Source organism: Streptomyces sp. NPDC001781 (assembly GCF_053596035.1).
The window spans coordinates 165,446-180,295 of sequence record NZ_JBSFFI010000005.1 but is presented as its reverse complement, the minus strand read 5'-3'; the positions used below and the strand labels follow the sequence as shown (position 1 = coordinate 180,295).

Genomic DNA, 14,850 nt, shown 5'->3' with positions numbered 1-14,850 from the left:
AAGCGGGGGATTCACTGCTGTTTCGAGCGGGGTCCTGCGTCTGGGCCACACGGGTGGTGACCGGTCGGGCCCGGGGGGGCGGAAGAGGCGTCGTCGCCCGTTCCGCGAGTGCACCGCGGGCGCCGTTGCCCGCAGTGCTTACGGCTCATGCCCGACGGCCGAGCGCGCGAAACCCGCGAGTAACAATTATTTATGCGGGCCCCGGCATATGTCCAGGGTCTCTCAGCTCACAGCGGTCCCGAAGAGGCTGCCCAGGGCGAAGGTGACCCCGGCAGCCGCGCCGCCGAGCGCGAGCTGGCGCAGGCCGCTGAACCACCAGCTGCGGGCGGTCACGCGGGCCACCACCGCGCCGCAGCCGAAGAGTCCGGCGAGCGCCAGCAGTACGGCGGGCCACAGCGCGGTGGCGCCCAGCAGGTAGGGCAGGACGGGCAGCAGGGCGCCCAGCGCGAAGGAACCGAAGGAGGAGACCGCGGCGGTCAGCGGGGAGGGCAGGTCGTCGGGGTCGACACCCAGCTCCTCGCGGGCGTGTATCTCCAGCGCCTGCTCGGGGTCCTCGGAGAGCTGCCGGGCCACCTCGCGGGCGAGGTCGGGCTCCACCCCGCGGGAGGCGTACAGCGCGGCCAGCTCGTCCTGCTCGGCCTGCGGGTGCCTGCGCAGCTCACGGCGCTCGACGTCCAGCTCGGCCTGGACGAGCTCGGCCTGCGAGGCGACGGAGGTGTACTCGCCGGCCGCCATCGAGAAGGCCCCGGCCGCGAGCCCGGCGAGGCCGGTGATCACGATCGTCTGGTGGCCCACCGAGCCGCCCGCGACACCGGTCATCAGGGCCAGGTTGGAGACCAGGCCGTCCATCGCGCCGAACACGGCGGGACGCAGCCAGCCGCCGTTGACGTCGCGGTGCGTGTGGTTGTCGCGGTGCGCCTCGTGCAGCGCGGCCCCGGTCTCGATGACGGCCATGAGGACCCCCGGTAAGCTGAGCCAAAGCTAACTTTGGACTGGTTCTAGTATTTGAACGTCCTCCAACCTACGGGGATTTCCGGTCCGCCGCCAGCAAGGCCAGGCTGCGCTAACCTCCGGCGTCCTTCCAGCTCAGGCACCCGGAGCGGGGATTTCCCGGTACCGAGAGGGTGATGGCGGCGGCCCGGAGGCTAGGGCACCGCCCCTCGGGTGGGACACATCCGCAAAGGGCCACGCGGTCCACGCGGTCCTGGCGAAGGAGGGTCCCGCCCATGGCATCGAACGCACCCGCTTCCCCACTGCCCGCCCCCGCCGGATCCGAACTCCGCGAGCGGGCGCGCGGCGCGCTGCTCGGCCTGGCCGTGGGCGACGCGCTGGGGGCTCCCGCCGAGAACCTGAAGCCCTCCGAGATCCGCGCCCGCTGGGGCCGCATCACCGGGTACGTCACCGACCGGCCGTCCGGCACCGACGACACCGAGTACGCGATCTTCTCCGGCCTGCTGCTCGCCCGGCACGGCTCCGCGCTCACCCCGGCCCATGTCGAGGCCGCCTGGCACCAGTGGATCGCCGACCGGGCCGAGGGCCCCTTCCGGGGTGCGGGGTTCAGCGAGCGGGGCACGCTGGAGAACCTGCGCCGGGGGCTGGCGGCGCCCATCTCGGCCCAGCACCGGCACGCCTGGAGCGACGGGCTGGCGATGCGGGCGGCGCCGTTCGGGGTGTTCGCGGCGGGGCGGCCCTCGGAGGCGGCCCGGCTGGTGGCGATCGACGGCTCGATCAGCCACGAGGGCGAGGGCATCTACGGCGGGCAGGCGGTCGCGGCCGGGGTGGCCGCCGCGATGGCGGGCGCGGAACCGGCCGTGGTGATCGCCGCCGCCCTCGCCGTCGTACCGGACGACTCCTGGACCGCCCGCTCGCTGCGCCGGGCCGTCGCCGTGGCGCACCGGGGCGAGCGCGCGGTCCGTACGGCGGTGGTGATCGGCGGCTACCCCTGGACCGACCTGGCCCCCGAGGCGGTCGCCCTGGCCTTCGGCGCGTACGCGGCGGCCGACGGGGACTTCCGGGAGGCGGTGCTGACGGCCGTCAACATGGGCCGGGACGCCGACACCACGGCGGCCGTCGCCGGCGCCCTGGCAGGTGCGACCAACGGGGTCGCCGCCATTCCCGGTGTGTGGGCCGCCGCCATCGGTCCGGCGCGGGGCAGGTGTCTGCCGGCCATGTCGGGCCACCACATCCTCGACGTGGCCGAGCTGCTGACCCCGGAGGAGGGCGGCAAGTGGGGCGAGGGGGTGGTGCTGCCGGACCTGCTCCCGGAGGGTCTGCGGCCGGCGGTGGAGCCGCCGCTCACCCTGGTGGGCAGCATCGTGGAGGCACCGTTCCCCCGCGCGGCGGTGGTGCGGAACGCGAACCTGGAGGACCGGTCGTGACCCGGCGCATCGAGGGGCTGCTGCTCGGCCTCGCCGCCGGGGACGCGTCCGGGTGGCCCGCCGCCCGGCACCGGGCCGCCCGGATGCCGGAGTGGACGCGGCGGCTGACCCGTGAGCTGGACACCTTCGCCGAGCAGAACGCCACCACCACGCTGCCGGTGCCCATCGCGCTGAACCAGCCCCCGGAGCCGCTGCGCCTCGGCCCCTCCGACGACGCCGAGTGGGCGGCCTTCGCGGCGGAGGCCGTCCTGCGGGCCGGGGACGACGTGCTCGGTGACCTGAGCCGGGACCGCCGGATACGCGCCGCCATCGACCTGACCTGGACCGCCGTGGCCTCCGAGGTGGCGGCGGCCGCCGAACGCGCGCCCGAGATCGAGTCGGCAGTACTCCCCCTGCGTGCCCGCATCTCGGTGCGTGCCGGGCTCGGCAACCTGGCCGCCGGGCTGCGCCCGCCCGCCACCGGTCACGACAACCCGCACTACTTCGACGACGCGGCCTGCGTGCGCGCCTGCGTGCTGGCGGTGGCCCACCCCGGCGACCCGGCGGGCGCCGCCGACCTGGCGGAGTTCGACGCCCGCTACACCCAGGACGGCGACGGGGTGCGCGGCGCGCGGGCGATGGCGGCGGCGCTGGCCACGGCGCTGTCCGGCGCGGGCGCGGACGCGTGCGTGGCGGCCGCGCTGGACGAGCTGCCCGAGGGCACCGAGATCGGCCGCAACGCCCGGCAGGCGCTGGCCCTGGTGGCCGCCACCGACACCGCGTTCGCCCTGGTCCCGCTGCTGGAGCACCAGATCGTGGACCACGTCTACAGCTACGGCATCGCCGCCGCCGAGACCGTACCGGTGGCGTTGGCGCTGACCCTCGCGGCGGCGGGGCGGATCGCGGAGGCGGTACCGGCCGCGGCCTGCCTCTCCCGTGTCGCGGACTCCGCGCCCGCGCTGGCCGGAGCGCTCTGCGGCGCGCTGGGCGGCGGGGAGTGCGTGCCGGAGGCGTGGCGGCACGCCTGCCGGACCCTCTCCGGCTGCGCGCTGCCCAGACTGACCGGCACCGATCTGGTGGAACTCGCCGGGCTGCTGGAAGCCACCCAACCGACCCTGCCGAGGGGATGATGCGGGCATGATGCCTAAAAGTGATGAAATCTCACCTTCCGGTGGGCCCGGTCTGGACGAGCGGATCACCGGCGCCCTGCTCGGCGCCGCCGTGGGCGACGCCCTCGGCGGACCGGTCGAGGGGTACAGCCCCGACCAGATCGTCGAACGGCACGGAGGGCGGGTGCACGGGATCGTCGGCCCCTGGAACGGCGACGGCTGGCGCACCGCCCGCCCGATCGCGCCGTACCACAAGGGAGACGGGCACGTCACCGACGACACCCTGATGACGCACGCGCTGATCCGGGTCTACAGCCGCGTCCGGGACCACCTCGACGCGTACTCCGTCGCGGAGCACCTGGTGCCGGACCTGATGACCGAGCCGCGCTGGATTCCCGAGCTGGAGGCTGAGGCGCTGCCGTTGCAGCGGATCTTCCTCGCGGAGAAGTGGCTGGTGGCCCGCATCGCGTACGGGCACGTGGACCCGCGCGAGGCGGGCACCGGCAACATCGTCAACTGCGGGGCGGCGATGTACATGGCGCCGGTCGGCCTGGTCAACGCGGCCAACCCGGCGGGCGCCTACGCCGAGGCACTGGACGTGGCCGGCGCCCACCAGTCGTCGTACGGACGGGAGGCGGCCGGGGTGTTCGCGGCCGCCGTGGCCGCCGCCTGCGCGCCGGGCGCGACCCCGGACTCGGTGGTGGCCGCCTGCCTGGCGCTGGCCAAGGACGGCACCCGCGAGGCCATCGAGAAGGTCTGCGAAGTGGCCGCCGGACACGGGGACTTCGAGTCGGCGCTGGTCCCGCTGCGCGAGGCCGTCGCCCCGTACGACACGGTCGGCCCCGACTACCGCGCCCCGTCGCTCGGTGCCCGCCGCCCCTCCCGGCTGCACGCCATCGAGGAACTCCCCGTCGCACTCGGCATGCTGGTGGTCGCGGGCGGCGACCTGCGGCACGCGGTGCTCGGCGCGGTCAACTACGGCCGGGACTGCGACTCGATCGCCACCATGGCCGGTGCCCTCTCCGGCGCGCTGGGCTCACCGGTGCCCGAGGAGTGGGCCAAGACGGTCGCGGAGGCGAGCCGCCTGGACCTGTGGGCCCCGGCCCGCGAACTGACCGGGGTCGCCCGCGAGGTCTTCGTCCGGGACACCGGGCGGCGCCGGGCGCACGAGCGGGCGTTCGCCGCGCTGGGAGGCCCGGCATGCTCCGACTGACCTGGGTGCAGCCCGAGGACCTGGTCGGCCACGAGCTGCGCCAGGCCCGCCTGGACGGCCGCGACGCCGCCCGGATCGAGGCCCGCTGGCGCGCGGCGGGCGGCGCGGACGCCCCCGCGCGCGCCGGAGCCTCGCCGGAGCCCCCCTCCCGCTGTCTGCGACTGCTGGCCGAGGACCTGCTGGACGAACTGGCCGAGCTGCCCAGCGACATGGCCGAGCTGGAGCCCACCGCCCTGGACCGGATCATCGCCCTGTGTCCCGGCTGGCCCGCCTCCCCGGCCGTACGCACGGCCCCAGGTCCGGAGAGGCTGGAGGCCGCCTGGCTGGGCCGGGCCATCGGCTGCCTGCTCGGCAAGCCGGTGGAGAAGCTCCCGCTGGACGGCATCCGCGAGCTGGCCCGGGCCACCGGCAACTGGCCGCTGAGCACCTGGTTCACCGCCAAGGGCGTACCCGGGGACCTGCTCGCCCGGCACCCCTGGAACCGCCGCTCCGCCACCACCTCGCTGGCCGAGAACATCGACGGCATGCCGGAGGACGACGACCTCGACCACCCCCTGCTGGCCCTGCTTCTGCTCCGCCGCCACGGCCGGGACTTCACCACCGACGACCTGGCCCGGGTCTGGCTGGACGAGCTGCCGCCCGGCCGCGCCTTCACCGCCGAGCGCGTCGCCCTGCGCAACCTCCTCTCCGGAATCGAGCCCCCGCACACCGCCCGGTTCCGAAACCCGTTCCGGGAGTGGATCGGCGCCCTGATCCGGGCCGACGTGCACGGCTGGACCAATGCGGGCGATCCGGGGGCGGCCGCGGCGCAGACGCACCGGGACGCGGTCCTCACCCACACGGCGACCGGCGTGCACGCGGCGATGTTCGCGGCCGCGGTCATCGCCGCCGCGTCCACCGGCACTCAGGACGTGCACGCCTGCCTGCGCACCGGCCTCACGGTGGTCCCGCCCGGCTCCCGGCTGGCGCGTGCCCTCCGCCACGCCGTCCAACTGGCGGAGCGGCAAACGGACTTCGACGACGTGGTGGATGCGCTCCATATGGTGTACGGCCCCACCCACCACTGGGTGCACGCCCTGCCCAACACCGCCCTGATCGCCGCCGCGCTCACCCACGCCGACGGCGACTTCACCGGCTCGGTCTGCCGGGCGGTGTCGGGCGGCTGGGACACCGACTCCAACGGCGCCACGGCCGGCTGTGTGGCGGGCCTGCTCGCGGGCACCCCCGACGCGCTGCCCGAGCACTGGCGGGCCCCGCTGAAGAACCGGCTCGCCACCACGGTCGCCGACTTCGACGGCACCGGCTTCGACACCCTCGCCCGACTCACCCGCCTGGAGGCGACCCGCCCATGACCCACATCGTCGTGCTCGGCAGCACGAACATGGACCTCGTCACCTACGTCGCCCGGGCCCCGCAGCGCGGCGAGACCGTCACCGGCCGGGAGTTCCGCACCATCCCCGGCGGCAAGGGGGCCAACCAGGCGATGGCCGCCGCCCGCGCGGGCGCCACGGTGTCGCTGATCGGCGCGGTCGGCAACGACGCGTACGGCGTACGGCTCCGTGACACCCTCGAACACTCCGGCGTGGACACCGACTTCCTCCGTACGGTCGAGGGCCCGTCCGGCACCGCGCACATCGTGGTGGACGACGCCGGCGGCAACGCCATCGTCGTCGTCCCCGGCGCCAACGGCACCGTCGACCACCTCTCCCCCGGCGACGAGGGGCTGATCGCCTCCGCCGACACCCTGCTGCTCCAGCTCGAAGTACCGCTCCCGGCCGTGATCGCGGGCGCGGAGGCGGCCCGGCGCCACGGAGTGCGTACGGTCCTCACCCCCTCCCCCGCGCAGCCGCTGCCGGAGGAGCTGCTGAGTGTGACCGACGTGCTGGTGCCCAACGAGTACGAGGCCGTCACTCTCACCGGCCGCACCGACCCCCTCGACGCGGCTGTCGGCCTGCTCGACCTGGTCCCGGAGGTGGTCCTCACTCTCGGCGAGGCGGGCGTGCTGTACGTGTCCCGCGACACCGAACCGCTCGCGGTGCCCGCCCACCAGGTCGCCGCGATCGACTCCACCGGTGCGGGCGACACCTTCGCCGGGGCGTACGCGGTCGCCGTCGCCGAGGAGAAGCCGCTGCGGGAGGCGCTGTCCTGGGCGGTGGCCGCGGCCGCGCTGTCGGTGCAGCGGGAGGGCGCGTCGGCCTCGATGCCGTACCGCCCCGAGATCGAGGCGCAGTACACCGCATGAGCGCCGACCGCCCCGACGACGCCACCCGCCCGCCGCTGGACGGCCTGCGGGTGCTGGACCTGGCCACCCTTTTCGCCGGCCCGCTGGCCGCCACCATGCTCGGTGACTTCGGAGCCGAGGTGATCAAGGTCGAGCATCCGCTGCGGCCCGACCCGTCCCGCGGGCACGGCCCGGCCAAGGACGGCATCGGCCTGTGGTGGAAGATGCTCGGCCGCAACAAGCGGACCATCACCCTGGACCTGTCCCGCCCCGGCGGCCGGGACACCCTGCTGAGGCTGGCCGCCACCGCGGACGTGGTGATCGAGAACTTCCGCCCCGGCACCCTGGAGAAATGGCGCCTGGGCTGGCCGGAGCTGTCGGCGGCCAACCCCCGGCTGGTCCTGGCGCGGGTCACCGCCTTCGGCCAGTTCGGCCCGTACGCGCACCGGCCCGGCTTCGGCACGCTGGCCGAGGCGATGAGCGGCTTCGCGGCCCTCACCGGCGAGCCGGAGGCGCCGCCGACGCTGCCGCCCTTCGGGCTCGCCGACTCCGTCGCCGCCCTGGCCACCGCCTACGCCGTGCTCACCGCGCTGGCCGCCCGGCACCGCACCGGCGCCGGACAGGTCGTCGACATGGCGATCATCGAGCCGATGCTCGCGATGCTCGGCCCCCAGCCGACCTGGTACGACCAGCTCGGCTACGTCCAGGAGCGCACCGGCAACCGGTCCGCGAACAACGCGCCGCGCAACACCTACCGCACCCTGGACGGCTCCTGGGTCGCGGTCTCCACCTCCGCGCAGTCGGTGGCGGAACGGGTGATGCGCCTGGTGGGCCGCCCGGAGCTGATCGGCGAACCATGGTTCGCGACCGGCGTGCAGCGGGCCGCGCACGCCGACGTGCTGGACGAGGCGGTCGGGAACTGGATCGCCGCCCGCCCCCGCGACGAGGTGCTGGCCGCCTTCGAGAAGGCGGAGGCGGCCATCGCGCCGGTGCAGGACGTACGGGACGTGTTCGAGGACCCGCAGTACCTGGCGCTGGACACGGTCACCACCGTGGCCGACCCCGACCTCGGCCCGCTGCGCATGCAGAACGTGCTCTTCCGGCTCTCCGCGACCCCCGGTGCGATCCGCTGGGCCGGACGCGGGCACGGCGCGGACACCGACGCGGTCCTCACCGAGTTGGGCCTCGGCCCGGCCGAGATCGGCGCACTGCGCGAAGAAGGTGCGCTGTGACCCCGCTGACCTGGCTGTACGTCCCCGGCGACCGGCCGCACGTGGTGGACAAGGCACTCGCGGCGGGCGCCGACGTGGTGGTGATCGACCTGGAGGACGCGGTCGCCCCGGACCGCAAGGAGTACGCCCGCGCGGCCACCGCCGAGCGGCTCGCCGGCCCGCAGCCCGTCCCGGTCCACGTCCGCCTCAACGGCCCCGGAGGACCCTGGGCGGCGGCCGACCTCGCCGCCCTGGGCACCCTGCCGGGCGTCTCGGGGCTGCGGCTGCCCAAGGTGGCCGCACCGGACCAGATCCGCCGCACCGCCGAGGCGACCGCGCTCCCGCTGTACGCGCTGCTGGAGTCCGCCCTCGCCATCGAGCACGCCTACGCCATCGCCACCGCCCACCCCTTGCTGCGCGGCCTCTCCCTGGGCGAGGCCGACCTCCGCTCCGACCTCGGGGTGCGGGCCGACGCGGGCCTGGACTGGTGCCGCTCCCGCGTGGTGGTGGCCGCCCGTGCGGCGGGCCTCGCCCCGCCGCCCCAGTCGGTGCATCCCGACGTACGGGACCTGGACGGGCTCGCCGCGTCCTGCGCCCACGGCCGCGCTCTCGGCTTCGTGGGCCGGGCGGCGATCCATCCCCGCCAGCTTCCGGTGATCGCGCGGGCCTACCTCCCCACCCCGGAGGAGATCGCGGAGGCGGAGACGGTACTGAAGGCGGCGGCAGCCGAGCAGGGAGCGCTCGCCCTCCCGGACGGCCGGTTCATCGACGCGGCGGCGGTGGCGCAGGCGCGGCGCATCCTGTCGACGGCCCGGGGCGCCTGAACACGCCAAAGGGCGCCCGGTGGAATTCCGGGCGCCCTCCGCCATGTACGGGCCGCGAGTCAGCCCTTCTTGCCCGAGTCGGCGGTGTCCTTGTCCTTGGCTCCGGTCCCGGCGTCCGGTTCGGCCCCGGACTCGCGCTCGGGTTCGGGTTCGGCCCTCTCGGCCTTCTCCGTCTCGTCCGTCCCGGTCGCGCCGGGCTCGGCCCCGTCCTTGGCGCCGGCCTCACCGTCACCGGCGTCCGCGGCCCCGCCGTCGCCCGGATCGTCCGAGGCGCCCTGCTCGACCACCGCTTCCCGGCCCGGCCTGCGCCGGGCGGAGAGCACCAGATAGGCCACCGCGAGCAGGAACACCAGGACGGCGGTCCAGACGTTGAGCCGCAGGCCCAGGATGTGGTGGGCGTCGTCCACCCGCATGTACTCGATCCACGCGCGGCCGGTGCAGTACGCGGCGACGTACAGCGCGAAGGCACGGCCGTGGCCCAGCTTGAAGCGGCGGTCGGCCCAGATGACCAGGAAGCCGACGCCCACGCACCACAGCGACTCGTACAGGAAGGTCGGGTGGTAGTACCCCGGTACCCGGCCGCCCTCGGAGGAGGTGATGTGCAGGGCCCAGGGCAGGTGGGTCTCGTGGCCGTAGAGCTCCTGGTTGAACCAGTTGCCCCAGCGGCCGATGGCCTGCGCGAAGGCGATGCCGGGTGCGACGGCGTCGGCGTAGGCGGGCAGGGCCACGCCCATGCGCCGGGCGCCGATCCAGGCACCGAGTGCGCCCAGGGCGATGGCGCCCCAGATGCCCAGGCCGCCCTCCCACACCTTGAAGGCGTCCACCCAGTCGCGGCCCGGACTGAAGTACAGCTCGTAGTCCGTGATCACGTGGTAGAGCCGGCCGCCGACGAGGCCGAAGGGCACGGCCCACACCGCGATGTCGGCGACCGTGCCGGGACGGCCGCCCCGCGCGACCCAGCGCTTGTTGCCGAGCCAGACGGCGACGAAGACGCCGATGATGATGCAGAAGGCGTAACCGCGCAGCGGGACGGGGCCGAGGTACAGCACCCCGCGCGAAGGACTGGGAATGTAGGCAAGTTCCATGGCAGGACCGACGCTACCGTGCCGGGCCGCGCGGTCGCCGCGCGGCCGGGCTACGGGTCCATAACGGGGAGGTGAGAAAGCCCCTCACCCGCGGTCGGCGCTCTCCACCATCTCCTTGAGCTTCTGGGGGGTCAGGGACTGGTCCTGGTAGATGTTCTTGCCGCCGAACAGCACGGTCGGTGTGCCGCCGAAGCCGCCGGCGGCGAACGCCTTCTGGGAGCGCTCGACCCAGGCGTTGTGCGTGCCGTCGTTCACACAGGTGCGGAACGCCGGCGTGTCGAGGCCCTTGACCTTGCCCGCGAGGCCGATCAGCTTGCCGTTGTCCGCGAAGGCGTCGTCGGTCTCCGGGGGCTGGTTCTCGTACAGCACGTCGTGGAAGTCGCGGAACTTCCCGGCGTCCTGGGCGCAGGCCGCCGCGTTGGCCGAGTGCAGCGAGCCGGTGCCGCCCGCGTTGGCGTCGATCAGCCGGACCAGGTGGTACTCGATGCGGAGCTTGCCCGCGTCGGTCAGCTCGTGCAGCGTGGAGCGGTACCGCGTCTCGAAGGACTGGCAGGCGGGGCAGCGGAAGTCCTCCCAGACCGTGAGCGTGGACCTGGCGCTCTCCCTGCCGACCGGGATCGCCAGGCTGTCCTTGCCCTGGGCGCCGGAGGGGGCCACGACCGGGCCCGCGTTCTTGCTGCCCTTGTCCTTGCCCGCGTTGGCCGCGATGACCCCGATCACCGCGGCGAGGCCCAGCACGCCGACGACACTGACGCCTACGATCAGCGCGCGCCTGCGCTTCTCCGCGGACTTCTGCTTCTCGCGCTCGGCGGCCAGACGCTGGCGGGCGTTGCGCTTTCCGTCACGGTTCTTCTCGCTCACACCCCCTGAACGAACCGGGGAGACGCATTGCGCCTCCCCGGCTGGATGTCCACCCGTTCGAGTGATGTGGAGCGAGCGGGGTCAGGCGCTCCGGCGGACGCCCTTCGCCAGTTCGGCGGCGAGCGCGCGGACGGCGTCGGCACCGGCGGCGTCGTCGGGGGCGTCCAGCATGCGCTTGACGAAGGCCGAGCCGACGATGACACCGTCGGCGAAGGCGGCCACCTCGGCGGCCTGGGCCGCGTCGGAGACGCCGAGTCCGACGCAGACGGGCAGGTCGGAGCGGGTGGCGCGGGTGCGCGTCACCAGGTCCTCGGCCTGTGCTCCGACGGATTCGCGGGTGCCGGTGACACCCATCAGCGAGGCCGCGTAGACGAAGCCGCTGCCCGCCGCGGTGATCTCGGCCAGGCGGGCGTCCCGGCTGCTGGGGGCGACGACGAAGACGGTGGCGAGGCCGTGCTTGTCGGCGTGCTCGCGCCACAGCGCGGCCTCCTGCACGGGCAGGTCGGGCAGGATGCAGCCCGCGCCGCCGGCCTCGGCCAGTTCGGCGGTGAACCGCTCGACGCCGTAGCGGTCGATGGGGTTCCAGTAGGTCATCACGAGCACCGGCTTGCCGGTGGCCGTGTGGGCCTCGCGGACCGTGCGCATCACGTCCGCGATCTTCACACCGCCGCGCAGGGCGATGTCGTCGGCGGTCTGGATGACCGGGCCGTCGAGCACCGGGTCGCTGTGCGGCAGGCCGACCTCCACGACGTCGGCGCCGCCGTCGAAGGCCGCCTTGATCGCCTCGATGCCGCCGTCCACGGTCGGGAATCCGGCCGGGAGGTAGGCGATGAGCGCGGCGCGGTCCTCGGCCCTGGCGGCGGCGAGGGTGTCCGACAGCAGGTTGATGTTGCCGCTCACTTGGCGTCCCCCTCGATCTCGGCGGTGTGGGCCTCGTCGGCCGCGACCTCGGCGTCGGTGTCGTAGAGCCCGAAGTACCGGGCGGCGGTGTCCATGTCCTTGTCGCCGCGTCCGGAGAGGTTGACGACGATCAGCCCGTCCGGGCCCAGTTCCCTGCCGACCTCCAGGGCACCGGCCAGCGCGTGCGCGCTCTCGATGGCCGGGATGATGCCCTCCGTGCGCGACAGCAGGCGCAGCGCCTGCATGGCGGCGTCGTCGGTGACCGCGCGGTACTCGCCCCGGCCGGAGTCCTTGAGGTAGGAGTGCTCCGGGCCGATGCCGGGGTAGTCCAGGCCGGCCGAGATCGAGTACGGCTCGGTGATCTGGCCCTCGTCGTCCTGGAGCACGTAGGAGCGGGAGCCGTGCAGGATGCCGGGCTCGCCCGCGGTCAGGGTGGCCGCGTGCTCGCCGGTGTCGATGCCGTGCCCGGCGGGCTCGCAGCCGATCAGGCGCACGTCCGCGTCGGGGATGAAGGCGTGGAAGAGGCCGATGGCGTTGGAGCCGCCGCCGACGCAGGCGATGGCGGCGTCGGGCAGGCGCCCGGCGCGCTCCAGGATCTGCCGGCGGGCCTCCACGCCGATGACGCGGTGGAAGTCGCGGACCATCGCCGGGAACGGGTGGGGTCCGGCGACGGTGCCGAACAGGTAGTGGGTGCGGTCGACGTTGGCGACCCAGTCCCGGAACGCCTCGTTGATGGCGTCCTTCAGGGTGCGGCTGCCGGACTTCACGGCCACGACCTCGGCGCCGAGCATGCGCATCCGGGCCACGTTGAGGGCCTGGCGTTCGGTGTCGATCTCGCCCATGTAGATGGTGCAGTCGAGGCCGAACAGGGCGCAGGCGGTGGCGGTGGCGACGCCGTGCTGGCCGGCGCCGGTCTCCGCGATGACACGGGTCTTCCCCATGCGCTTGGTGAGGAGGGCCTGGCCGAGCACGTTGTTGATCTTGTGCGAGCCGGTGTGGTTGAGGTCCTCGCGCTTGAGGAACACGCGGGCGCCGCCGGCGTGTCCGGCGAACCTGGGAACCTCGGTGAGCGAGCTGGGGCGGCCGGTGTAGTCGACCAGGAGGCCATTCAGCTCGCGGGCGAACTCCGGGTCCGCCTTGGCCTTGTCGTACTCGACGGCGACCTCGTCCACGGCGGCGACGAGGGCCTCCGGGATGAACTTGCCGCCGAACGCGCCGAAGTAGCCCTGGACGGTCGGGACCTGGCCCTCCGCGTCGGGGAAGAAGTAGTTGTTGCTGGGCATGCCAGTACCTCACGGTGAGTGCGTGTGAAAATCGACACTGATCGCCGTGGGGGGCGGGGAACCGTCCGGCGGCCGCGCGCCGTCAGTGGCCGGTCGCGTCCACGCGGCGAAGCCGCGGAATCCTGCGGTGCCCCGCACCCCTGGCGGTCGGCTGTCGCCATCGCATGCCGTTGACCTGGCCGGGCTCGGCCCCGATGTGGTACCTGACCCTGCGGCCGCGGACGCGCCGGGCCGGGGCACGGCAGCCGCGGGGACGGCAGCCGCGCGCGAGGCGGGCGTGGCGGTCCACGGCGGTGGTCAGGGTGGGAGTCATCGGGGTCAAGCCTACCGGGGGATCAGCCGCGGCCGTGCCGCAGCGCGGGGTGCTCGCCGGCGGCCACCAGGTCGGCGACCGCGGTCCTGGGGTCGCGGCCGGTGACGAGGGACTCGCCGACCAGGACGGCGTCGGCGCCCGCGTTGGCGTAGGCGATCAGGTCGTGCGGGCCGCGTACGCCGGACTCCGCGACCTTGACCAGCTCGTCCGGGATCTCCGGGGCGATCCGCTCGAAGGTGCCCCGGTCGACCTCCAGGGTCCTCAGGTTCCGGGCGTTCACACCGATGATCCGGGCTCCGGCGTCCACGGCGCGCTCGATCTCGTCCTCGTCGTGCACCTCGACCAGCGGGGTGAGCCCGATGGACACGGCGCGCTCGATGAGCGACTCCAGTGCGGGCTGCTCCAGCGCCGCCACGATCAGCAGGGCCAGGTCGGCACCGTAGGCGCGGGCCTCCCAGAGCTGGTAGGAGGTGACGATGAAGTCCTTGCGCAGCACCGGGATGTCGACGCTGGCGCGGACGGCCTCCAGGTCGGCCAGCGAGCCGCCGAAGCGGCGCTGCTCGGTGAGGACGGAGATGACTGCGGCGCCGCCCGCCTCGTAGTCGGCGGCCAGGGCGGCGGGGTCGGCGATGGCGGCCAGCGCGCCCTTGGAGGGGCTGGAGCGCTTGACCTCGCAGATGACCTTGACGCCGTCGCCCTTGAGGGCGGCCACGCCGTCCTTGGCGGCCGGGGCGTGGGCCGCGCGCTCCTTGAGCTCGTCGAGGCTCACGCGGGCCTGCCGCTCCGCGAGGTCGGCCCGGACTCCGTCGATGATCTCGTCGAGCACGCTCACGCGAGCGGCCCCCTTCCAGCGGTTGGTCCTGGGGCGGGTTCGAAAACCCATGGTCACTGCGATGGTATCCGCAGGAGCCGCCTGGGCTCGCATCCAGCGGCGGGCGGTCCCCCTACCTGGACGTTCCTTGCTGATCAAGGACGGATCGAGCCACCGAACGGCAGGTTCCGGACGACCGTGAAGAGCAGCAGCGCGGAGCCGAGAAACCACAGCGGGGTGCGGCCGAGGACCAGGCGCACCGGCAGGCCCCGCGCGGCACGGACCGCCCAGAGCGTCCACAGCACGGCGAAGGCGAGGTAGGCGGCGACTCCGGCGGCGTTGTCGTGCAGGGCACCGAGGAGGTCACCGTGCACGAAGGCGTGCGCGCTGCGCAGTCCGCCGCATCCGGGGCAGTACAGCCCGGTCAGCGCGTAGAGCGGGCAGACCGGGTAGTGGCCGGGCCGGTTGGGGTCGACCGTGCCGACGTAGGCGAAGGCTCCGGCCACCGCGGCGAGGACGCCGGCCGGGGTGGCGAGGCGCCGCCACGGCGGGGGCTTGGCGTGGGGGGTCCGCGCGTGCGGGGCGAGGGGCGGGGCACCGCTGTCGGCGTTCACCCTGGCATTCTGCCGTGCCCCGGACGCGGACGCGCGAAGGGGCGCCCC

The 14,850-nt window shown here is 74.3% G+C and carries 15 protein-coding genes; 7 read left to right on the top strand and 8 right to left on the bottom strand.

The window, feature by feature from the left end; genetic code table 11:
- Window positions 1–222: 222 nt before the first annotated feature.
- On the bottom strand, window positions 223–954 hold the full coding sequence (locus ACWCV3_RS06820; protein WP_451219442.1) for a VIT1/CCC1 transporter family protein: 732 nt from the start codon (window positions 952–954) through the stop codon (window positions 223–225).
- Window positions 955–1,226: 272 nt separating this feature from the next.
- Between ACWCV3_RS06820 and ACWCV3_RS06815 the strand changes: the two genes are divergently transcribed.
- The 7 genes from ACWCV3_RS06815 to ACWCV3_RS06785 are packed head-to-tail and all read left to right on the top strand — an operon-like array spanning window position 1,227 to window position 8,935.
- On the top strand, window positions 1,227–2,378 hold the full coding sequence (locus ACWCV3_RS06815; RefSeq protein WP_451219439.1) for an ADP-ribosylglycohydrolase family protein: 1,152 nt from the start codon (window positions 1,227–1,229) through the stop codon (window positions 2,376–2,378).
- A complete protein-coding gene (locus ACWCV3_RS06810; protein ID WP_451219436.1) occupies window positions 2,375–3,487 on the top strand; it encodes an ADP-ribosylglycohydrolase family protein in 1,113 nt (370 codons plus the stop codon). Before ACWCV3_RS06815 ends, ACWCV3_RS06810 begins: the two co-directional genes overlap by 4 nt.
- Before the next feature lie 7 nt (window positions 3,488–3,494).
- Window positions 3,495–4,679 carry an ADP-ribosylglycohydrolase family protein gene (locus ACWCV3_RS06805; protein ID WP_451219433.1) on the top strand — a complete coding sequence of 395 codons (1,185 nt, stop codon included), beginning with the start codon at window positions 3,495–3,497 and terminating at the stop codon, window positions 4,677–4,679.
- Window positions 4,667–6,031: an ADP-ribosylglycohydrolase family protein gene (locus ACWCV3_RS06800; protein WP_451219430.1), complete on the top strand. Its 1,365-nt coding sequence runs from the start codon at window positions 4,667–4,669 to the stop codon at window positions 6,029–6,031. The genes ACWCV3_RS06805 and ACWCV3_RS06800 overlap by 13 nt, the downstream gene beginning before the upstream one ends.
- A complete protein-coding gene (rbsK, locus tag ACWCV3_RS06795; RefSeq protein WP_451219427.1) occupies window positions 6,028–6,921 on the top strand; it encodes a ribokinase in 894 nt (297 codons plus the stop codon). The genes ACWCV3_RS06800 and rbsK overlap by 4 nt, the downstream gene beginning before the upstream one ends.
- Window positions 6,918–8,132, top strand: a complete 1,215-nt coding sequence (locus ACWCV3_RS06790; protein ID WP_451219425.1) for a CaiB/BaiF CoA transferase family protein — start codon at window positions 6,918–6,920, stop codon at window positions 8,130–8,132. Before rbsK ends, ACWCV3_RS06790 begins: the two co-directional genes overlap by 4 nt.
- On the top strand, window positions 8,129–8,935 hold the full coding sequence (locus ACWCV3_RS06785) for an HpcH/HpaI aldolase/citrate lyase family protein (RefSeq protein ID WP_451219422.1): 807 nt from the start codon (window positions 8,129–8,131) through the stop codon (window positions 8,933–8,935). The genes ACWCV3_RS06790 and ACWCV3_RS06785 overlap by 4 nt, the downstream gene beginning before the upstream one ends.
- 59 nt (window positions 8,936–8,994) lie before the next feature.
- Here the strand turns inward: ACWCV3_RS06785 and lgt are convergent, their stop codons facing one another.
- The 7 genes from lgt to ACWCV3_RS06750 all read right to left on the bottom strand — a co-directional run bounded on the left by lgt (window position 8,995) and on the right by ACWCV3_RS06750 (window position 14,802).
- Window positions 8,995–10,020, bottom strand: a complete 1,026-nt coding sequence (gene lgt / locus ACWCV3_RS06780) for a prolipoprotein diacylglyceryl transferase (protein ID WP_451219420.1) — start codon at window positions 10,018–10,020, stop codon at window positions 8,995–8,997.
- An 84-nt stretch (window positions 10,021–10,104) separates the two neighbouring features.
- Entirely contained in the window at window positions 10,105–10,881 is a 777-nt protein-coding gene (locus ACWCV3_RS06775; RefSeq protein ID WP_451219418.1) for a DsbA family protein, read from the bottom strand.
- 81 nt (window positions 10,882–10,962) lie between these two features.
- Window positions 10,963–11,781 (bottom strand): tryptophan synthase subunit alpha, encoded by an 819-nt coding sequence (gene trpA, locus ACWCV3_RS06770; protein ID WP_451219415.1) that lies wholly within the window; start codon window positions 11,779–11,781, stop codon window positions 10,963–10,965.
- The gene (gene trpB / locus ACWCV3_RS06765) at window positions 11,778–13,064 is read right to left on the bottom strand and encodes a tryptophan synthase subunit beta (protein WP_451219412.1); all 1,287 of its coding nucleotides are present in this window, start codon (window positions 13,062–13,064) and stop codon (window positions 11,778–11,780) included. The genes trpA and trpB overlap by 4 nt, the downstream gene beginning before the upstream one ends.
- 82 nt (window positions 13,065–13,146) lie before the next feature.
- Complete coding sequence (gene trpM / locus ACWCV3_RS06760; protein WP_451219409.1) at window positions 13,147–13,377, bottom strand: tryptophan biosynthesis modulator TrpM; 231 nt, start codon at window positions 13,375–13,377, stop codon at window positions 13,147–13,149.
- A 22-nt stretch (window positions 13,378–13,399) separates the two neighbouring features.
- Window positions 13,400–14,209 (bottom strand): indole-3-glycerol phosphate synthase TrpC, encoded by an 810-nt coding sequence (gene trpC, locus ACWCV3_RS06755; RefSeq protein WP_451219406.1) that lies wholly within the window; start codon window positions 14,207–14,209, stop codon window positions 13,400–13,402.
- 134 nt (window positions 14,210–14,343) lie between these two features.
- A complete protein-coding gene (locus tag ACWCV3_RS06750) occupies window positions 14,344–14,802 on the bottom strand; it encodes a DUF2752 domain-containing protein (RefSeq protein ID WP_451219403.1) in 459 nt (152 codons plus the stop codon).
- Window positions 14,803–14,850: the final 48 nt, after the last annotated feature.